The sequence below is a fragment of the Mesorhizobium sp. WSM4806 genome, assembly GCF_055811635.1.
Genome location: NZ_JBVVQZ010000034.1, coordinates 22,906 through 41,702 on the forward strand (window position 1 = coordinate 22,906; position 18,797 = coordinate 41,702).

18 protein-coding genes and 1 pseudogene are annotated in these 18,797 nt (G+C 61.8%); 11 read left to right on the top strand and 8 right to left on the bottom strand.

All coding sequences use genetic code 11. The annotated features are described in order from the left end of the window. Positions 1-4 precede the first annotated feature (4 nt). Positions 5-937 (top strand): dimethylarginine dimethylaminohydrolase family protein, encoded by a 933-nt coding sequence (locus AC0L2M_RS33100; protein ID WP_128246919.1) that lies wholly within the window; start codon positions 5-7, stop codon positions 935-937. Between the two features lie 78 nt (positions 938-1,015). Here AC0L2M_RS33100 and AC0L2M_RS33105 read toward each other — a convergent pair whose 3' ends face one another. Further along, complete coding sequence (locus AC0L2M_RS33105) at positions 1,016-2,023, bottom strand: ornithine cyclodeaminase family protein (protein ID WP_287065370.1); 1,008 nt, start codon at positions 2,021-2,023, stop codon at positions 1,016-1,018. 161 nt (positions 2,024-2,184) lie between these two features. On the opposite strand from AC0L2M_RS33105, the gene AC0L2M_RS33110 reads away from it, so the two are divergent. Next, complete coding sequence (locus tag AC0L2M_RS33110) at positions 2,185-2,646, top strand: Lrp/AsnC family transcriptional regulator (protein ID WP_128187514.1); 462 nt, start codon at positions 2,185-2,187, stop codon at positions 2,644-2,646. Between the two features lie 102 nt (positions 2,647-2,748). On the opposite strand, the gene AC0L2M_RS33115 is transcribed toward AC0L2M_RS33110, so the two are convergent. Both AC0L2M_RS33115 and AC0L2M_RS33120 read right to left on the bottom strand, forming a co-directional pair. Further along, positions 2,749-3,132: a YybH family protein gene (locus AC0L2M_RS33115; RefSeq protein WP_091599348.1), complete on the bottom strand. Its 384-nt coding sequence runs from the start codon at positions 3,130-3,132 to the stop codon at positions 2,749-2,751. A gap of 159 nt (positions 3,133-3,291) precedes the next feature. Then, entirely contained in the window at positions 3,292-4,041 is a 750-nt protein-coding gene (locus AC0L2M_RS33120; protein ID WP_128170483.1) for an SDR family NAD(P)-dependent oxidoreductase, read from the bottom strand. A gap of 98 nt (positions 4,042-4,139) precedes the next feature. Here AC0L2M_RS33120 and AC0L2M_RS33125 point away from each other — a divergent pair, with 98 nt between their 5' ends. Further along, a complete protein-coding gene (locus AC0L2M_RS33125; RefSeq protein ID WP_473537047.1) occupies positions 4,140-5,033 on the top strand; it encodes a LysR family transcriptional regulator in 894 nt (297 codons plus the stop codon). 130 nt (positions 5,034-5,163) lie between these two features. Here AC0L2M_RS33125 and AC0L2M_RS33130 read toward each other — a convergent pair whose 3' ends face one another. Further along, positions 5,164-5,595 carry a VOC family protein gene (locus tag AC0L2M_RS33130; RefSeq protein ID WP_128173130.1) on the bottom strand — a complete coding sequence of 144 codons (432 nt, stop codon included), beginning with the start codon at positions 5,593-5,595 and terminating at the stop codon, positions 5,164-5,166. Between the two features lie 203 nt (positions 5,596-5,798). Between AC0L2M_RS33130 and AC0L2M_RS33135 the strand changes: the two genes are divergently transcribed. From AC0L2M_RS33135 to galE, 3 genes are all read left to right on the top strand, one after another. Then, positions 5,799-7,001, top strand: coding sequence for an MFS transporter (locus AC0L2M_RS33135; protein ID WP_287238587.1), 1,203 nt, complete (start codon positions 5,799-5,801; stop codon positions 6,999-7,001). Between the two features lie 374 nt (positions 7,002-7,375). Then, positions 7,376-8,350 (top strand): UDP-glucuronic acid decarboxylase family protein, encoded by a 975-nt coding sequence (locus tag AC0L2M_RS33140; protein WP_473537048.1) that lies wholly within the window; start codon positions 7,376-7,378, stop codon positions 8,348-8,350. Then, positions 8,347-9,321 (top strand): UDP-glucose 4-epimerase GalE, encoded by a 975-nt coding sequence (gene galE, locus AC0L2M_RS33145; protein WP_473524778.1) that lies wholly within the window; start codon positions 8,347-8,349, stop codon positions 9,319-9,321. The genes AC0L2M_RS33140 and galE overlap by 4 nt, the downstream gene beginning before the upstream one ends. A gap of 23 nt (positions 9,322-9,344) precedes the next feature. On the opposite strand, the gene AC0L2M_RS33150 is transcribed toward galE, so the two are convergent. Then, positions 9,345-10,145, bottom strand: coding sequence for a glycosyltransferase family 4 protein (locus tag AC0L2M_RS33150; protein ID WP_287321690.1), 801 nt, complete (start codon positions 10,143-10,145; stop codon positions 9,345-9,347). 516 nt (positions 10,146-10,661) lie between these two features. Here AC0L2M_RS33150 and AC0L2M_RS33155 point away from each other — a divergent pair. The 4 genes from AC0L2M_RS33155 to AC0L2M_RS33170 are packed head-to-tail and all read left to right on the top strand — an operon-like array spanning position 10,662 to position 15,811. Continuing rightward, positions 10,662-11,858 carry an acyltransferase family protein gene (locus tag AC0L2M_RS33155; RefSeq protein ID WP_473537050.1) on the top strand — a complete coding sequence of 399 codons (1,197 nt, stop codon included), beginning with the start codon at positions 10,662-10,664 and terminating at the stop codon, positions 11,856-11,858. A 2-nt stretch (positions 11,859-11,860) separates the two neighbouring features. Beyond that, a complete protein-coding gene (locus AC0L2M_RS33160; protein ID WP_287238576.1) occupies positions 11,861-12,964 on the top strand; it encodes a glycosyltransferase family 2 protein in 1,104 nt (367 codons plus the stop codon). A 1-nt stretch (position 12,965) separates the two neighbouring features. Next, positions 12,966-14,027 (top strand): glycosyltransferase family 2 protein, encoded by a 1,062-nt coding sequence (locus AC0L2M_RS33165; protein ID WP_473537052.1) that lies wholly within the window; start codon positions 12,966-12,968, stop codon positions 14,025-14,027. Further along, positions 14,027-15,811 (top strand): ABC transporter ATP-binding protein, encoded by a 1,785-nt coding sequence (locus AC0L2M_RS33170; RefSeq protein ID WP_473537053.1) that lies wholly within the window; start codon positions 14,027-14,029, stop codon positions 15,809-15,811. Before AC0L2M_RS33165 ends, AC0L2M_RS33170 begins: the two co-directional genes overlap by 1 nt. On the opposite strand, the gene AC0L2M_RS33175 is transcribed toward AC0L2M_RS33170, so the two are convergent. From AC0L2M_RS33175 to AC0L2M_RS33185, 3 genes and pseudogenes are all read right to left on the bottom strand, one after another. Next, positions 15,800-15,967, bottom strand: coding sequence for a hypothetical protein (locus tag AC0L2M_RS33175; protein ID WP_287238575.1), 168 nt, complete (start codon positions 15,965-15,967; stop codon positions 15,800-15,802). The genes AC0L2M_RS33170 and AC0L2M_RS33175 overlap by 12 nt on opposite strands. 137 nt (positions 15,968-16,104) lie before the next feature. Continuing rightward, a pseudogene (locus AC0L2M_RS33180) lies at positions 16,105-17,032 on the bottom strand (ATP-dependent metallopeptidase FtsH/Yme1/Tma family protein); the annotation flags it as partial. Positions 17,033-17,695: 663 nt separating this feature from the next. After that, positions 17,696-17,917, bottom strand: coding sequence for a hypothetical protein (locus tag AC0L2M_RS33185; RefSeq protein ID WP_287238574.1), 222 nt, complete (start codon positions 17,915-17,917; stop codon positions 17,696-17,698). A gap of 311 nt (positions 17,918-18,228) precedes the next feature. Between AC0L2M_RS33185 and AC0L2M_RS33190 the strand changes: the two genes are divergently transcribed. Next, positions 18,229-18,797: IS256 family transposase (locus AC0L2M_RS33190; RefSeq protein WP_473537054.1), on the top strand; the 569-nt coding region annotated here is incomplete at its 3' end.

Below are 18,797 nucleotides of genomic sequence, written 5' to 3' on the forward strand. Positions count from 1 at the left end.
CCCCATGACCGTTCATGACCGCATCGTAGCAGAACCGTTTTCACTGCAGCGCCGCAATCCGGCCGGCGGCACCAAGCCGCTGACCGCCTGGGGCTTTGCCAACGAGACCGATGTCCTGACCGACGTGCTGCTCGGCTCGCCGAATTTCCTGCGCCACCTCTCGACCAGCTCGTTGTCGCGCAAACATCTGCGCGAGGCGCCGTGCAACGTCCAGATCGCGCAGGCGCAGCACAAGGATCTGGTCGCTGCTTACGAACATTTCGGCGTCAACATCCACTGGCACGAGCCGACGCCGGAACTGCCGATGCAGGTCTATTCACGCGATTCCAGCGTCATGACGCCGTATGGCGCCATCATCACCGCGATGTCCCAATGGTGGCGGCGTGGCGAGAACTATGCGGCGATCCGCACCTATGAGAAGCTCGGCATTCCGATCTACGACATGGTCACGGCGGGCACTTTCGAGGGCGGCGACTTCAACGTCATCGAGGACGGCGTGGTGCTGATCGGCTGCGGCGGCGCACGCACCCAGGAGGAGGGCGCTCGCCAGGTCCAGGCCTGGTTCGACAAGGAGGGCTGGGAAACCCGCATCGCCTTCATCGACGAATATTATGTCCATATCGATCTGATGGTGGTGCCGATCGCCGAGAAACTGACCGCCGTCTGCCTCGCCTGCACCGAGCCGGGCATCGTCGACTGGCTGAAGGGCAAGGGCCACGAGATCATCGACGTGCCGTTCCAGGACACGATGGCGCTCGGCTGCAACTTCATGTCGCTGGGCAAGGACCGGGTGATCGCGCCGACATCCAGCCAGACGCTGATCGGCCAGCTCAAGGCGCGCGGCTTCGAAGTGGCGGCGGTCGACATGAGCGAGGTCTCGAAGACCGGCGGCGGCATCCACTGCATGGCGCAGGCGCTGAAGCGTGTGCCGGCCTGAGGGACCGCCCTTTAGCCCGGCCGCTTCCGCGAAAGCGCCATTGTCAGCAACGTCGATCCCGCCTGGCTCGCGGCACGCCTACAGCACGATGAGCTTTCCCTTGCGCAGACGCTTGGCGCAACGATAGGCGAGATCGGCGGCGACCATGTCTTCCATGGCAATGCCCATCGCCTTGTAGGTGGTGATCTGTTGATCCGAAACACGGCCCGGCGCGCGGTCGAGCAGCATGGCGCCAAGCTCAGTGCCGAAATCCGGGTCGAAGCCGGCAAGCTCGCAAGAACCGACCGGGGTCGGTTCGAACGCATCCCTGGTCTCGACAAAAAGACTGGATTTGCCGATGAGCTCGATCGGCATTTCACCGCCGGGTGGTGCCACCCCGACCGACGAGACGTGCGTGCCCGGCCGAACCCAGTCTGCCTCGATCACCGGCTCGTAGGAATGCGTCGCCAGGCACACCACGTCGGAACTGCGCACTGCCGCCTCGAGGTCGGCGACCGCCACCACCGACGGATGCAGCCGGGCAAGCGCTGCCGCATCGTCGAAGCTCTTCGAAGCGACCCGGATTTCGGCAAAGTCGCGCACCAGCGGCAACAGATGCAGGTGCTGGTTGGCCTGCACGCCGGCGCCGACCACTGTCGCTATCCTGGCGTCCCGGCGCGCGAGCGCGCGCACCGACAGCACGGCGGAGCCGGAGGTTCGCACCGCGGTTATGAAGGTGCCGTCCATGATGCAGACCGGCAGGCCGGACAGCGGATCGAACAGGCTGATGGTGGCGAGGTGGCTGGGCAGGTTCTTGGCCAAATTGCCTTCGAAGACGTTGACGACCTTGACGGTCAGGTTCATGCCCTCCATCCAGGCCGGCATGGCGAGGCTGTAGCCGGCCCCTGGGATGTTGAGCTGTGGTCGGGGTGGATTGACGACCTTGCCTTGTGACAGCGCCTTGAAGCCGTCTTCCAGAACATCGAGAAGCTGGCTGAGATCGATGCACGCCATCACGTCGACTTCGCTCAGCACCAGGATCTCGGTCGCTCCCTTGCTGATTTCCGCCGCACTCCTGCCGGCTGGGCTGAACGCTTCCTTGGTCATCTTGCACTCCTTTTGTTTGTCGAAATCGGCTCACCACGTTTGCTTTGAGTGGGTGAGGGAAGCGCAGGCTATTGCGAGGTTTTATCTGATGAAATACGTTGATTTTGATATGTCTGCGTGAAATCAGCACACAAATCCCTGAGATAGAGTGGATTGTGAAAATGGACGACCTCGACCAGATAGACCGCAGCCTGCTCCGGCTGCTGCAGGAGGATGGGCGCCGGACGACGCTTGATCTTGCCGGGCGTGTCGGGCTGTCGCCGACCGGAGCCAGCCAGCGGGTGAAGCGCCTGTTCCGCGACGGGTTCATCACCGCGGTCAGGGCGGTGCTCGATCCGCGCAAGGTCGGCCGGGGAACGCTGGTGTTCATCGAGGTCCGGCTTGACCACACGGCGCCGCATGTCTTTGACCGTTTCGCCGAAGCCGTGGCGAAGGCCCCGGAGGTTCTGGAGTGCCATATGGTGGTAGGCGGTTTCGATTATCTGGTGAAGGCGCGGATCGCCGATATGGCGGTGTTCAAGGATTTCCTGCAGCGGGTCATCCTGCCACTGCCCGGCGTGCGCGAAACGCACACCTTCGCCTCCATCGCCGATGTCAAGCCGAACGCCCTCTTGCCGGTGTGATCAGTGGAGGAGGGGAACGCTGTTCAGGGCGACCTGCACGCATCTTCGCCATCCTGTCGCTCCCTGGCGCGCCTTCCGGTGCAGAGATGCCGGAGACCGGCTCTAGCCTTGCGCGGTCAGCAGGTTCGCATCGCGGGCCAGCCGCCACGCACCATCAGCCTCCTTGCGCAGGAGCGTCAGCGTATATCCCGATTGACGCACCGGCTTCCCGTTCGGCGGCGTTGCGGTCATATCGATACGACCGCGCATGAAGGCCCAGTCGCCAAGAAGCTGTAGTTCAACGATCTCGTTCGTGCCGTCGACATGAACGCCGGCCATCTCCTGCGCGGCTGCCGCGAAGATCTCCTTGTCGAAGGGCTCCCGGCCGGGAACCATGAAGATCGCGTCGTCCGTCATCAAGCTGAGGACGGTCGCGGTGTCTCCACGCTTGCTCGCATCCATCCACGTCTCGACCAGCTTTCGGATTGCTCTTTCGTCGTCCGTCATCCGTTGCCTCCCTGGCTTCTCGCCGTCATCGATACCGCACGGCGCTCCTCCATCGCCGCAACATAGGGCTCAGATCGCTCTCGTCATCGATTGCAGGGTTTTATCGACGTCACGCTGCGTGGGATGGTCCGTGAAACGGCAGGTCCGCGCGCTCTATGCCTATCTCCAACCGCCCGAGGCGGTGATGCGCTCGCCGGTCAGCCAGGATGCGTCGTCGGAGGCGAGGAACACCGCGATGCGGGCGATGTCGTCGGGCTGGCCGAAGCGGCCGAGCGGGGTCATGGCGATGACCTGCTTCTCGAACTCGCTGCCGACGATGCCGATCCGCTGCAGGCCTTCGGTGTCGACGCCGCCAGGCGCGATGGCGTTGACGCGGATGTTGCGGGCGCCGAGCTCTCTCGACATGGAGAGCGTGATCGAATCCACTGCGCCCTTGGTGGCGGCGTAGACCAGCGAGTTCGGCTGCGGGTTGAGGCTGGCGACCGAGCTTATGTTGATGACGCTGCCGCCTCCGGCGCCGAAATGGTTCACCGCTTCCCGGATGGTCAGGATGGTGCCCAGCACATTGGTGTCGAACTCACGGTGGAATTCGGCCTCGGTCACCGCTTCCAGCGGCTCGAATGCGAAGACGCCGGCATTGTTGACCAGGATGTCCACCGCGCCGAACGACGATTTGGCGGCCTCGAACAGGCGGCGCACGTCGGCCACTTGCGACACGTCGCCATGGACGGCAACGGCTCGGCCGCCTGCGTCCTTGATCTCGGCAACGACGCGGTCCGCACCTTCCCTCGACGAGGCATAGTTGACGACCACGGCGGCACCGGCCGCCGCAAGACCCTTGGCGATGCCGGCGCCGATACCCTTGGAGGCGCCGGTGACGATGGCGACCTTGCCGTTCAGCTTGCTCATCAAATCTCTCCTTTATCGATGATGAGCGGTATTTAATGGTGATCGGATAGCGTATTTAGGATCACCTCGATCGGTTCTTTCGTGCCTGGAATTCTTGAATGACCACCATCCTCGAAAGGACCGCCGGTCTCGTCGCCTTCGTGCGCACGGTCGATGCCGGCTCGTTCCATGCCGCCAGCCGGCTGGTCGGCTCCAGCCCGTCGGCGGTGTCGAAGAGCGTGGCGCGGCTCGAGCGGCGGCTGGGCGTGCGGCTGATCCAGCGCTCGACGCGCCGGCTGGCACTGACCAGCGAAGGCCTCGCCTATTACGAGCGGGTCGCGCCTTTGCTCAGAGCGCTGGACGATGCCGAGGACATCGTCCAGATGGCGGATACCGCGCGCGGCCTGCTGCGCGTCACGGCATCCGTCGAACTCGGGCGCGGCCTGATTGCCTCATGGGCACAAGCATTCCTGGCGCAGCACGGCGAACTGAAACTCGAGCTCAGCGTCACCGACCGTCACGCCGACCTGATCCGCGAAGGTTATGATGTAGCGGTGCGCATGGGGACGCTGTCGGACACCCGGCTCATCGCGCGCAAAGTCGCCAATCTGCCGATCGTGCTGGTGGCCTCGCCGGCCTATGTCGAACGGCGCGGCCGGCCGGCATCGGTCGAGGCGTTGCAGAGCCACGACTCCGTCCGCTATCAGATGGCCGGGCGGCCTTATCCGGTCACCTTCGCCGACGGCGCGGTGATCGTGCCGAACGGGCGGCTCGATACGGACGACGGCGGCGCCATCCGGCAAGCGGCGCTGGCCGGAGCCGGCATCGCGCATCTGATGCAGTTTGCCGTGCAGGACGATCTCGACACCGGCCGTCTGGTCCGCATTCTGCCCGAGGTGGCGATGCCGACTATGCCGGTGCACATCGTCCATGCGTATGGGCGACAGCTACCGGTCCGCGCCCGGCTGATCGTCGAGTTCCTGGCGGGCCGGATGGCGGCGCTGACGCGATAGGGCGGGAGCTCCGTGGCAAAGACAGCGGCGCTTCGTCGATGGCCATGTGGTAGCCTTTGAGCGTCGCTGCGTTGAAGTTGAATATTAAGCGTTGGCGCGGCGCGACGTAACGAGAATACCTGTCATCGAGCTAAAACGTAATCTCCACCGAAGCGGCGCTGCGGTTGGCCGGCCCGTGAAAGACGGCCTCGATGTTGTTGCCGTCGGGATCGAGCAGGAAGGCGGCATAGTAGCCGGGATGGTAGTGCTGCCGCTCGCCGGGTGCGCCATTGTCCGTGCCGCCGCCATCGAGGCCGGCCTTGTAGAAGGCGTCGACCATCGCGCGGTCCTTTGCCTGGAAGGCAAGGTGGTGGCGCCCCGTCAGTTGCCCGCTGGCCGCCCGGCTGTCGATGCTGGAGACGAACAGCTCGTCGGCCCAGAAATAATCCTCGGCGCTGCCGCCGATCGGAATATCGAGCACCTTGAAAACCGCCTCGTAGAAGCGGCGGCTGGCCTTGAGATCCCTGACCACCAGCTGGACGTGGTCGATGAGACGGCCGCGATGAAGTTCCATGCCTGACAGCTCCTGATCGCCAGGTTGGAAATCTAGCTCAGGACGGTGCACGGTCAATGCAATGGAGCAATTGAATGGCGCGATTTCCTGACTGGATAAAAAATGCAACCGGATTGTAGGATTCGAAATGTCGTCATCGTCCTTCGGACGCAAGCGGTGTGACGAAGCTTGAAAGAAGTCGCGCCGTGTCCAAACGATCTCGGGAGAAAAGTATGAGCCTTTCCTATCGTTGGGTCATCGTCGCGGCAGGTGCTGTGATGACCTGTGTCGCCCTCGGGGCGATGTTCTCGCTGGCGATCTTCCTCGAACCGATGGCGCTCGACACAGATTGGTCGCGCGCCGGCATATCGAGCGCTATGACGCTGAACTTCCTGGTAATGGGCCTTGGCGGCTTCGCCTGGGGCGCCATTTACGATCGCTACGGCGCCCGCATCGTGGTGATGACAGGTGCGTTGCTGCTCGGGCTGGCGCTGGTGCTGGCCAGCCGCACCGGCTCGCTGCTTGTCTTCCAGATCACCTATGGCGTGCTCGTCGGCCTCGCGGCAAGCGCCTTCTTCGCGCCGATGATCGCGCTGACCGCCGCTTGGTTCGACACCAATCGCAGCTTGGCCGTTTCCCTGGTCTCGGCGGGCATGGGCGTGGCGCCGATGACGATCTCGCCCTTCGCGCAATGGCTGATCACGGCCTATGACTGGCGCACCGCCATGTTCGTCATCGGCGTCGCGGCATGGGCGCTGCTGGTGCCGGCCGCATTGCTGGTGCGCCAGCCGCCCAAGCCTGCCGCTGAAGACGCCGCCGCCGATATTGCCGCCAACGATACCGGCATGTCGGTTCCACAGGCGCTGCGCTCGCCGCAATTCATCGTTCTGGCACTGACCTTCTTTGCCTGCTGCGCGGCGCATTCCGGACCGATCTTTCACATGGTCAGCTATGCCATGCTGTGCGGCATAGCGCCGATGGCGGCGGTCAGCATCTACAGCATCGAGGGCCTGGCGGGCTTAGGCGGCAGGCTTCTATACGGCGTGCTTGCCGACCGGCTGGGGGTCAAGCCGGTGCTGATTACCGGTCTGGCGATACAGTCCGTGGTCATCGCAGCCTATCTTGCGGTCAGCGAGCTTGGTCAATTCTACACGCTCGCCGTCATCTTCGGCGCCACCTATGGCGGCGTGATGCCGCTCTATGCGGTGCTGGCGCGCGAATATTTCGGCCAGCGCATCCTCGGCACGGTGTTTGGTGCCGTCACCATGCTGTCCAGCATCGGCATGGCCTTCGGCCCGCTCGCCGGCGGCATGGTGTTCGATGCCTATGCCAGCTATTCCTGGCTGTTCATCGGCTCGGCCCTTGTCGGGCTCGGCGCGGTGGCGGTGGCGGTCGCCTTCCCGCGGCTGCCGCGCAGGGAATTGCAACCGGCGTAGGGTTGGTGAAGAGAGGACGCAGGGGGTCGAACGTGGACATCGGCTATGTCAGCTTTTGACCCCCAAGCTGCGAGGCGTTCATCGGCAGCGATAGGAGCCGGGTCAAGACTGTGCAGGATCCATCTCCCTTTATTACGATCATGATGCAACGCAGCGCATTCACGTCCAAATGTCGATTGCCGCTAGGCTGAGGTTCGGACGAAAACCGTCAAAGAATGGCAAAAGGGCTTTTTCATGGATCGTGCGCCGCGCACTCACGCGACTATTTCAGGTCCGTTAACATTTTGTGTTTTCGGCGCAGCATTTTTTTCCTATCCTCCGTCCAGGGCTTTGCGCATTCGATTGCGTGAAGAACTGGCGTGAGGATCCCAAAAATGCCGCAGGCAAAGCGAGTCTTGGTGACGGGGGGCGCAGGTTTTCTGGGATCGTTCTTATGCGAGCGGTTGCTTGCTGAAGGCCACGAGCTTGTATGCGTCGACAATTTCTTCACAGGAAGTCGGAGAAACGTCTCGCATTTGCTCGACAACAGATCCTTTGAGATCATTCGCCAGGACGTGACATTTCCGCTCTACGTAGAAGTTGATGAAATATACAACCTTGCTTGCCCGGCAAGCCCGGTCCACTATCAGTTCGATCCGGTCCAGACGACAAAGACCAACGTCCATGGGGCGATCAATATGCTGGGACTCGCCAAGCGGGTTCGCGCAAAGATCCTTCAGGCGTCCACGTCTGAAGTCTACGGAAATCCCGAGATTCACCCGCAGACCGAGGACTATTGGGGCAGGGTAAACCCGATAGGTCCCCGTTCCTGTTACGACGAAGGCAAGCGGTGTGCCGAAACCCTGTTTTTCGACTATTGGCGGCAAGACAGGCTGCGGATCAAGGTAGCGCGCATCTTCAACACTTACGGTCCGAGGATGCGTCCGGACGACGGCCGTGTCATTTCCAACTTCATCGTGCAGGCACTGCAAAACAAGCCGATAACCGTGTACGGCACCGGCGAGCAGACACGCTCATTTTGCTACGTCGACGATCTCATCGACGGTCTGGTTCGCCTGATGAACACGGCCGACGATATTACCGGCCCGATCAATCTCGGCAACCCGGTCGAATTCACGATGCTCGAACTCGCCAATCTCGTGATCGAACTTACCGGAAGCCGATCCGAGATTAGGTTTTTACCTTTGCCCGTCGATGACCCAAGGCAGCGACAGCCTGATATCGGGTGCGCCTTGCGCGAGCTCAATTGGAAGCCAAAAATCGCATTGCGCGACGGTCTCGCCACGACTATTGCCTATTTCGAAGGCTTGGTCTCGTCGGGATATGCTCGGTCCGCTGCAGCCGAATGAAAACAGTCTTGGTCACTGGCGGGGCGGGCTATATCGGCTCACACTGCTGCAAGGCATTCGCCGAATCCGGTTGGTCGGTCATTGCCTATGACAACCTCTCGCGCGGCTGGCGCGATGCGGTCAAATGGGGACCGCTTGTCGAGGGCGATATTTGCGATCGCGTAGCGGTGGCAGCAGCGCTGCACCAGTATCGGCCGGATGTGGTGGCGCATTTAGCCGCTTACGCCTATGTCGGCGAGTCCGTCGAGCGCCCGGAACTCTACTACCGAAACAACAGTTTTGGGACGCTGGTCTTGCTCGAGGAAATGCTGAAGATCGGCGTCGACAAGCTGATCTTGTCGAGCACCTGCGCGTCTTACGGCGTTCCGATTCGTTCCCCGATTGACGAAACGCATCCGCAGTCGCCCATCAATCCCTATGGATGGTCGAAATTCATTGTAGAACGAATGGTGGACAATCTTTCGGATGCCCATGGCCTCAACGCGGTTGTGCTTCGGTATTTCAACGCGGCCGGATGTGATCCGGACGGCGAGGTCGGTGAGCGGCATGAACCGGAAACGCATGTCATTCCGCTCGCCATCGAGGCGGCGGTCAGGTCGGGCCGGATTTTTACCATTAATGGCACCGACTTCGACACAAGGGACGGAACCGCGGTGCGGGACTATGTCCACGTCAGCGATCTCGCCCGTGCGCACGTTCTGGCGGGGGAGAAGCTTCTGCGCGATCCGGGAGTCCACGTCTACAATCTCGGCACCGGAACCGGGACGACGGTGAACGAGTTGGTCGATGCGGTGAGCCGGGTTTCGGGAACGCGCCTTCCCGTAGCCTACGGTCCGCGCAGGGCGGGTGACCCGCCTGCGCTTGTAGCCGCGGCCGGGAAGGCGAGCCGGGAACTCGGCTGGATGCCTGAGCAATCCGGAATTGACCGGATCGTCGAAACGGCGCTGGCCTGGTATCGCCGCCGGTTGTGACGATCTTTTTTTGCGGAAGAGCCCTAGCGCCTGGTCAATAAACAATCGAGAGCGGCGGCCACTGCGGCAAGCGAGAAATTTTCCTCTATCCGTTTTCGCGATGCCTGACCGAGGCGTTCCCGCAAGTGCAGATTGTCCTTCAGTCTTTGCAGGGCGCGCGCGATTTCCTCCGGCTGGTCCTTTCGCACCATCAGCCCACCCGACGCTTCGCCGTTTGCCAGAATGTCGGGGAGCCCCTGTGCGTCGGTAGCGACGACGGGCAGGCCGCAAGCCATCGCCTCCAGCGGTGCTACCGGCATGCCTTCGATGCGCGACGTGGTGACGTAGGCATCTGCCGCCGAAAGCCAGCGCCGGATCAGCGACCGATCCGTGGTATAGGCGGAAAGCCATTTCACGTTGGCCAGTCCGGCTTCGCGCAAAGGCCCGGCAAATTCGTTCCGATCCTGACCTGAGCCGATGATCACCAGTTCCGATGATGCGTCTGCGGAAAACAAGGGCCAGGCTTTCAGCAGCACATCGAGTCCTTTCCGGCGAATGTCGATGCGCCCGTGATTGACGACGACAAATGTCTCGCTCCGCAAGCCGAGGCTCTTCCGCGCTTGCTGGCGCGCGATCGCTTTCCATTCCTCATCGTCGATCGGGTTGGCGATATTGGCCATGTCGAGTGCAATGCGCGGGTAGGCTTTGCTGAGCCGTTCGCGCTCAGCAGCCGATGCGACGATCAGGCCGCTGCAAGCGCGAAGCGATGCCTGCCGTGCGATCGCCTCGATCCAGGACAATGTGCGGTCGCCGCCCTGGAAGGTCGCATAGAGGGGAATGTGCATACGGCGCGCCAGCCAGGCGAGCGCATCAAACCGGGTGTATTCATATCCCTAGGCGAGTATTACGTCATCCCTATTATCGATCGATCATGCTGCAATGCAGCACATCCGCGCCAACATGAACTGTGAATAAGTCCGAGCTTCGGTCAAAAACTGTCAAAATAGCCAGATTCGGGCGGATTTCGCGCATTTCTCAGGCCGTGCCTCACGCGACTATTTCAAACGCGTTAACATTTTGTGTTGCGACGCAGCATTTTTTTCCTATCGTCGCGCTGGGGCATTCGATGGCGTGAAGAGATTCCGTGGTGTTTAGGCAATCTGCAATCTGGTGGGCCCACTGGCGGGGGATGGCGCAGAGCCATTTGGTCGCTCCGCCCGAACCTCCGCAGCCCGCGCGAGACGCAGCGCTTTGAGCGAAAACGATCAGCCGCATTGCGCTGGCGCCGATGTCCGCAGAGTGAGCAGCGGCGACCCGCGGCAACGATGTCATCGGAGACATCCAACTGGCGGAAGCGGCCGATGAGACGCGCCACGCAATTGGACGCGCTGAGGGCCATCGCGGTGACGATGGTAATGTATTCGCATTTCTTTGCGGCGGGAGGGTCCTCCTTCTGGGGCCACATCGGCGTGCGATTGTTCTTCGTGTTGAGCGGCTTTCTGATCACGCGGCTTCTTCTGGACGCGCGCGCGTCCGCTGAATTCGAAACCGCGCCCGCACTCAAATCCTTCTACATCAGGCGGGCGCTGCGTATATTCCCTCCCTACTTTGCCGTGTTGACTCTCGTTTGGCTGGTCGACCTGGAGCAGTCGAGGGGATCGCTGGTCTGGCATGCGCTTTATCTGTCGAATTTCTGGTTCGCGCTGCGCAACGAATGGACGCCTTGGGTGCTCGCCCATCTTTGGAGCCTGAGCATCGAGGAGCAGTTCTATATCGTCTGGCCATTGATCGTTTTGCTGGCGCCGCTCCGGCGTCTTCAGTCGATCTGTATCGGCGTCATCCTGCTGTCGTTGTCGTATCGCTTTTATTGGCCGATCACCGGAAGTCCCGACCTCGCGCGCGACCTGCTTCCGCCAGCATCGATGGACGCGCTGGCGTCAGGTGCGCTGCTTGCAGTCTACCGAACCAGAACCGCTGTCTTGCCTCAGTGGCTGCGATTTGGCTGGCTGGCGCTCGCGGCCGCCTTTTTCGTCCTGCAGTGGTTTGCTCCGACGCCGGCAAATTCCGTGCAGGAATGGGGCCGCTGGCTGCTCTTGGAAGTCCTGCCTCTCGCGCCGCTGGTCGTGGTCGTTGCGAGCTGTTCCTCCGGCATTGACGGTTATCGGGGGAAGTTTCTCAACCTGCCACCGCTGCTGGCCCTCGGCCGCATCAGCTACGGCGTTTATCTCTACCATCCCATCGTCCTGTCGCTCGCGGTCATGTCCCAGCCCTGGATCCCGTTCAACGTCTCTGAGCAAGGGCCGGGGCGATTCCTGGTTGCGGGAGCGGCGACCATCATCGTGGCTTCGGTCTCATGGCTGCTTTTCGAAAAGCCGCTCAACAGCCTCAAGCGCTACTTCCCCTATGTTGCTCCAGGAACTGGCGCCGTCATCCTGGCAGGTGCCAAAACGAATGACGCCGGGTGGCTTGGAAGGACAACAGGAGCTTATTTCAGCGGCCCGCTCGATGGCCGCAAAGCATCCCTGGCACGCGACCTCCCGCGAACGGATCGGAGCTGACCATGGCTGCTCCCTTGGTGTCCGTTCTGCTGCCGATCTATAATGCCGGACCTTATCTGGCTGCCGCGCTCGCCAGCATCCTGCGGCAGGATTACGATCGCCTGGAGATCATCGCGACCGATGACGGATCGACGGATAATTCCCTGCAGATCCTGCAGAATTTCCGCAGATCTGACAACCGCATCTCCATCGTCTCACGCGAAAACCGGGGCCTCATCGCAACCCTGAATGAAGGGCTGGCGGTGGCTCGGGGTGATCTGGTCGCCAGGATGGACGCCGACGATATCGCCTATCCCTGGCGCCTATCGCGTCAGGTCGCACTCTTCAACCAGCGGCCCGACCTCGCCCTGTGCGGCGCAGGTGTCGATTTCCTGCTTGGCAAACGCATCGTCAAAGGCCTGCCTGATCCAGTTCTTCAGGAAAATATCTTGGGCATATTATCAATGTTCTTCACGATATTCATGCATCCTACGGTAGTTTTTAATAGGAACGCCATAAAGGACGGCGATCTATATTACAACGAGAGCTATACCCATGCCGAAGATTTCGATCTCTTCAGACGGCTCACCGACCGTTACCCGGCGGCTATGATCCCCGAAAACCTGATCGCCTATCGTATCCATGGCGACAGCGTGACGAACCGGCACAAGCGGGAGCTGCGAAGGACGCATTTGAAGATCGTGGCCGAAACCCTTGAGCGGGAAGGCCTCGCGCCAAACGCGCGGGACCTCCGCGACATCGGTGATACTGCCTCAATGGACACGGTCCGCCGTGCCGCCGATTGGATGCTTGCGCTGCAGGAGAGGATTTCCGGACTGCCGGCGGAAACGAGGCCGAGCTATGAGGCCGGCACGCTGAACCTGTTTTATTTCCTCTACCAACTCGTAGGCGATGAGATGCAACCGCTGTTGACGCATGAGTTCCTGACGCGGACTGCCAAATGGGACCGCATTCGGCGTCGCGAGCGGTACGCATTGCGTGCCGGCGCCTACGCGCCGCGGTTCAGTCTCGTCTCGATGTCGGCGACCAGGCAGGTAGACGCCTTGTCGCGGTACTTGCAATCCGTGCCGGCCGCGGCGGTTCTGCCTTCCCTTGGGTCGAGCTAGAATGACAGTCAAATCCCACCAGCCTCTGGAGCACAGTCGCTCGAGTATGCTTGCGCCCATTTCGGCCAATCCCCGGCCGCAGCACGGCCCGGCGCCGGAGGTCAGCTTCATCGTCTGCACGCGCAACCGCGTTGCGGTGCTCGAGCCTTGCATCAAGTCGATCCAGGCCGCGTGCCGTGCCCATCCTGCCTTCGCGGCCGAACTCGTGGTTGTCGACAACGGCTCGACCGACCGCACGGCAGAACGCCTGGCCAGCATCGCCGAACTGTCGGACATGCCATTTACGGCTGTTTGCGAGCCACGACGCGGATTGGCGGCGGCCCGCAACGCCGGTCTGGCGCGCGCACGGGGCCGTGTGCTGGTCTTCGTCGATGATGATTGCCAGGTCCATGGCGACTACCTCAGTGATTTGCAGCGACACTATGGGACCGGGGAACGGGTCGTCCGGGGAGGCCGCGTCGAGATCGGCGATGCCAGGGATCTGCCGTTCACGATCAAGCGATCGCTGGTCCGCGAGCGGCTTACATCGGATGTTCATCCCGGCGGCTTTGTGCTCGGCTGCAACATGACGATGCACCGCGATGCTGCTGCCCGTATCGGCCTTTTCGACGAGCGGTTCGGCGCAGGCGGCCCGCTGCGCTCCGCGGAAGATACGGACTATCTTGTGCGAGCGGTGCTGCTCGGAATCCCAGTCGAATATGTGCCCGACATGACGATTTTCCACCATCACGGCCGGCGAGATCACAAGGCCATCGAAAAGCTCCACCGCGACTACTGCTTGGGCAATGGCGGGCTGTGCCTGAAACATGTTCGCCATGCGCCTTGGCTGCTTCGCCATTTCTACTGGGCCGTGCGATCGGCTTTCCGGGAATTGGTGAAGGGGCCTCGGTTCGATTGCGAACTCAAGCTGTCGCACTGGCCGATCGTCGTCATGAATCTGCTCGGCGCGGCCAAGTTCGCGGTTCTTTCGTTGGCGAGACGGCCAGAGGCGCCGCAAGTGCGGCAGGATCAACAAGCACAGGATCAACAGGCAAATGCCGAGGCGAGGGTGAATACGCCATAATGCGACTGGTACCGCCGAGCCTGCCGATGCTGCGCCGCGCGCTTGGAAGGAAGCAACTGCGGCTGCTTCCTGCCGTGGTGATGCTGGGTCTTGTCAGCGCGGCTCTTGAAGGCTTCGGCATAGGCCTGATCATCCCCTTGCTGGGCATCATCATGGGCCAGGGGGATCAAACCGGAATGGCCGGCTTTTCTGCCGTGCTCCAGCATTTCGGATCTGACCTGAGCGAGCGCGAACGGCTGATCGTCATCTCGGCCGCCATTCTCGGCTCGATCGTCCTGAAGAACGTCTTCGCCTTCGCAAACACGCTGCTGACGACCTTAATCTATGGCAAGGCCAGCCATTCGATCCGCAGCGCACTGTCGGAGCAGTTGCTGCGAGTCGGTTATCCATTCTTCCTGCAGCAAAGTCCCGGACGGCTGCTCAACATCATCTCCAACGAATCCTGGCGGGCATCGGATGCGATCCAGATCATGCTGACGGCCATCGTCAGCGCATCGGCCGCAATCATTCTGCTGGCTTTTCTGCTGCTGCTTTCATGGCAGATGACACTGTTGGTCACGCTGGGGTTGGTCGTCGTTCAGATCGCGCACGCCGTGCTGTCAGCCAATTTGAAGGCGCCCAGCCGCAGCGTCGCCTCGCGCAACAGCGATCTTGCATCGCAGATGCTCCACCTCGTGCATGCCGGGCGTCTGATCCGCATTTTCGGACAGGAGAGCCGCGAGAAGGCGACATTCGATCAGGCGTCGGACGCGGTTCGCCGGGCTGCTTTCGTCCTGCTTACGCGTCAGGGCGCGTTGCCGCCGCTGACCGAGATTCTCCACGCGATGCTGTTTCTGGCGGTAGTGATCGGAGCCTGGTTCGTGGGCGTGAGTTTCCCGCTGATCGTCGCGTTCGTCATCCTGCTCTACAGGCTGCAGCCGTATATGCGGGCCTTGCAAATGGCCTGGAGCCAGCTGCAAGGCTTGAGCGGATCGCTTGAAGAGGTGGTCTGGATGCTGGACCCGAGCGACAAGCCCGAACCTCCGCGAGGACACCGACCGTTCCAGGGCTTGGCGCAAGGGATCAAGTTCGATGACGTGACCTTTACCTATTCCGGCAAGGACCAGCGTGCCGTGGTGCTGCATTCGGCGGCATTCGAGATCCGCAACGGCCGCTCGACGGCGCTCATCGGCCGCTCAGGCGCGGGCAAGACGACGATCGTCAATCTCCTGTGCCGCTTCGTCGAGCCTGATGCCGGTAGAATTCTCGTCGATGGATCACCCCTCGACCAGATCGATCCCAGCCAATGGCGAAGGCATATCGCACTTGCCAGCCAGGATTTGGAACTGGTGGATGGCACCATTTTTGAGAACATAATCTACGGGCAGGACGCAGCCTCGACCGGCGACGCTCAGCGTGCTGCAAAGCTGGCCGAAGCGCATGAATTCATTGAACATCTGCCGCAAGGCTACCAGACGGTCGTCGGCTACAGGGGCGTCAATCTTTCAGCGGGACAGCGGCAGCGGATCGCACTGGCGAGAGCATTGGTGCGCGATCCCGATATCCTCATCCTGGACGAAGCTACCAATGCGGTGGACGGACTGTCGGAAGCGGCAATCGTCGAGACCTTGAAGTCGAGGGCAGGCCGCCGCACGACCATAGTGATCAGTCATCATCACAGCACCATCTCATTCTGCGACGACGTGGTGATCCTCAGCGGCGGTCGCGTGAAAAAGCAGGCGCCTTTCGCCGCTCTGGCGACGCTCAGCATGGATGAGCTTTACCAGCATGAATCAATGGATTGATGAGGGATTGCGATTCTGCTTGCCGCGGTCGCCTTCCCGCCGCAGGCAGCTGCAACCGGCGTAGGGGCGGGCCGGCTGCGCTGCGGTCTGCAGCACGAAGTGCTCGGTTGTCAGGCATTGCGGTACTTGCTGCGTGTTGTTGCTCTCTTCGGTCATTGCGTCCTCCTTCGGCCGGCTCAACCACAAGACCGATGGCGACTTTGATCGGCCTACCTGTTGCAACGTGCGTATCTCTCATGTGGGGCTGCGGCTTTCGGCAGTCGACTCCGGACCACGTCGGGACAGGAAGGCCGTCACTCGGCCCGGCGCGAGACGTTTGTCGCCGCAGCCTTGCCTCGTCGTATCGGTCGCTTCCCCGATTGCGGTTCGGATGCCTCCGTGCGATCTGGTGCCGCGACGTTTCCGACGAGCGATGCGAGCTCGGCCTCGCTGAGCGTCTCGATTTCGAGCAGCTTGCGCGCCGTCTTTTCCAGCAAGTCCCGTCGCTCAGTGAGGAGCCCGACCGTTCGCGCGAAAGCTGTGTCGACGATGCTGCGAACCTCCTCGTCGATAGCCTCGGCGGTGGCCTCGCCGTAATCGTGCTCGCGCGGACCGCCGGCAAGTGGGTTGGAAGGAGCGCTGGTCCTTTTCCAGCGCCACATGGCCGAGCTTTTCCGACATGCCGTAACGCGTGACCATGGCGCGGGCGATATCGGTCACTTTGGCCAGGTCATCGGCGGCCCCCGTGGACAGATGCCCGAACACAATCCACTCGGCCGCCCTGCCGCCGAGCAGCACCGCTATCTTGTTCTCCACTTCCTCGCGCGTCATGAGGAAGCGGTCCTCGGTCGGCCGCTGGATCGTGTAGCCCAAGGCGCCTACGCCGCGCGGGATGATCGATACCTTGTGCACGGGGTCGACGCCGGGCAGCGCCATGGCTACCAACGCATGGCCCATTTCGTGATAGGCGACGACCTCGCGTTCCCTCGGGTTCAACAGCCGGTTGCGCTTCTCGAGTCCGGCCACGATGCGCTCGACCGCATTGTTGAAATCGTCCATCGTGACGACATCCGCCCTCCGGCGCGTGGCGAGCAGGGTTGCCTCATTGACCAGGTTGGCGAGATCGGCGCCGGTAAAACCCGGCGTCAGCGCGGCGACTTTTTCGGCATCGACATCGGCCGCCAGCTTAGCCTTCTTCATGTGGACCTTGAGTATCTGGACGCGACCCTGCTTGTCCGGCCGGGATCCGGAACGCGGCGCGGATCCGCCGCGCCCCGAGGCAATATTAGTTCCCCCTGAACAGGCGCATCAACCAACGCTGTCATGATCGCTTCGCTCCCGATACGCGCGGTTTTCCGGGTACTTGGTGTCGATGGAATGCGAAATGTGACGAGTTGGCGGAGGGAGAGGACCTGAAATCCAACCTTCTCCGCGGATCCGCGATCACCTTCGTAGTCGGGGTGTTCGGCTGATGCCGTTCAGTCGACGTGTTCAATCTGCGGACCTGGGTCAACCGGCTGAGCCGGCGTGCAACCTTGCCCCTAGCCTGCCAGCGCCTCTACCTGACGGCGATGAAAAGCATCGGGCTGATGGCTGGGGTGGGCCATCAGCCTGCCTCACCAGTTACCACACTCACCGCCTAGCCTGCCTTGGCCTCGCCTTCCCGGCAATCATGCTGCTGGAGGTCAATTCCCGACGAAGAGCGATTTTGGGCCACCGGAGTGCCGGTGAAAGGGCCGTTGCTCAGAATTGACCTCCAGGAGGCACTTTCTGGTGTAGGGATGGCGGCCGGCTCTGAATGGCCAGAGCGGACAGGTCACCGTCTCGCAGAGCTTTACCTCGTCCAGATGCTGGCCTGAGCAGTCCAGGCACTCGCGTCGAATCGCTTCGACCGGGCTCATTGGCTTATGGCCGGCAAGGCCAGCAGCATCGCGAGTCGGTGGCCAAACCCGGGCAAGCTCCCTCCTGGTCATGCCACTCCTCCAGCTCTGCCGCAGCGATCTCGGCGAAGGTCGGTTCGTCGCCCTCCAGCACTGCTGCCTGGCCGGTGAAGTCCTGCCAACGCAGCCCCGCGACATCGACATAGGCTGCGTTCAGTTCGATCGCGTGACAGCAGCGGCCTGTCACGAAGGCGTCCTTCGCGATCGAGGAAGAAGCGGATCGCCCAGATTTGCTTTTGTGTGAAAGGCCGCTTCGTGCCTACTGACTTTCCGGCATTCCAAGCAGCGCGTCCTTGAATTGCAGGATCGTATTGAGAGTACCCATTTCCGTTCTCCTTGGGCCTTGATTGGCCGATGGAGAAACGAACAATGCCCGATAGTGTCCTGAAGGTTCTGCAAAAAGCTCTGGAGAGAGTGCAGCCCTTACTCTGAGGCGAGGGGCGGCTATGGCACGCTGGTGACGTTGCGATCACCGATTCCCGTGGAAGGGTAAGTGCCATGACCAAGCGAGACGTTAGACTGAGCAGAGGTGAGTTGAAAGCGTTGCTGTTGTCGGATGAGGACGGCTTCCGCAGAGTTTTGCAGACTGTGGTGCAGGAGGCTTTGGAAGCCGAGATGACGGAGGCGATCGGGGCCGAGAAAGGCGAGCGGACGACGGAGCGGGTTGGTTACCGGTCCGGCTATTACGAACGCAAGCTTGTGACGCGGGTTGGCGTGCTGGAGCTTCGGGTTCCGCAAGATCGGGCCGGCCGGTTCTCGACGGAGTTGTTTGAGCGTTATCAGCGCTCGGAGAAGGCACTGGTATCGGCGCTGGTCGAGAAGTACGTGCAAGGCGTGTCGACGCGCAAGGTGAAGGCGATCACCGAGGAGCTGTGCGGCCATTCCTTCTCGGCCTCGAAGGTAAGCCAGGCGACGGCGCGGCTGGATGAAGCCCTGAAGGCGTTCTTTGAGCAGCGGCTTCCCGAACCTTACCCGTACCTCATTCTGGACGCGCGCTATGAGCGGGCGCGCGAAGCCGGCGTGATCGCCAGCCAGGCGGTGCTGGTGGCGATCGGGGTCGACTGGGA

What these genes read in the sequence shown, in the direction of transcription:
- AC0L2M_RS33100 (WP_128246919.1), top strand. Translation starts at nt 5, where the DNA reads ATGACCGTTCATGACCGCATCGTAGCAGAACCGTTTTCACTGCAGCGC.
- AC0L2M_RS33105 (WP_287065370.1), bottom strand. Translation starts at nt 2,023, where the DNA reads ATGACCAAGGAAGCGTTCAGCCCAGCCGGCAGGAGTGCGGCGGAAATC.
- AC0L2M_RS33110 (WP_128187514.1), top strand. Translation starts at nt 2,185, where the DNA reads ATGGACGACCTCGACCAGATAGACCGCAGCCTGCTCCGGCTGCTGCAG.
- AC0L2M_RS33115 (WP_091599348.1), bottom strand. Translation starts at nt 3,132, where the DNA reads ATGACGGACGACGAAAGAGCAATCCGAAAGCTGGTCGAGACGTGGATG.
- AC0L2M_RS33120 (WP_128170483.1), bottom strand. Translation starts at nt 4,041, where the DNA reads ATGAGCAAGCTGAACGGCAAGGTCGCCATCGTCACCGGCGCCTCCAAG.
- AC0L2M_RS33125 (WP_473537047.1), top strand. Translation starts at nt 4,140, where the DNA reads ATGACCACCATCCTCGAAAGGACCGCCGGTCTCGTCGCCTTCGTGCGC.
- AC0L2M_RS33135 (WP_287238587.1), top strand. Translation starts at nt 5,799, where the DNA reads ATGAGCCTTTCCTATCGTTGGGTCATCGTCGCGGCAGGTGCTGTGATG.
- AC0L2M_RS33140 (WP_473537048.1), top strand. Translation starts at nt 7,376, where the DNA reads ATGCCGCAGGCAAAGCGAGTCTTGGTGACGGGGGGCGCAGGTTTTCTG.
- galE (WP_473524778.1), top strand. Translation starts at nt 8,347, where the DNA reads ATGAAAACAGTCTTGGTCACTGGCGGGGCGGGCTATATCGGCTCACAC.
- AC0L2M_RS33150 (WP_287321690.1), bottom strand. Translation starts at nt 10,145, where the DNA reads ATGCACATTCCCCTCTATGCGACCTTCCAGGGCGGCGACCGCACATTG.
- AC0L2M_RS33155 (WP_473537050.1), top strand. Translation starts at nt 10,662, where the DNA reads ATGAGACGCGCCACGCAATTGGACGCGCTGAGGGCCATCGCGGTGACG.
- AC0L2M_RS33160 (WP_287238576.1), top strand. Translation starts at nt 11,861, where the DNA reads ATGGCTGCTCCCTTGGTGTCCGTTCTGCTGCCGATCTATAATGCCGGA.
- AC0L2M_RS33165 (WP_473537052.1), top strand. Translation starts at nt 12,966, where the DNA reads ATGACAGTCAAATCCCACCAGCCTCTGGAGCACAGTCGCTCGAGTATG.
- AC0L2M_RS33170 (WP_473537053.1), top strand. Translation starts at nt 14,027, where the DNA reads ATGCGACTGGTACCGCCGAGCCTGCCGATGCTGCGCCGCGCGCTTGGA.
- AC0L2M_RS33175 (WP_287238575.1), bottom strand. Translation starts at nt 15,967, where the DNA reads ATGACCGAAGAGAGCAACAACACGCAGCAAGTACCGCAATGCCTGACA.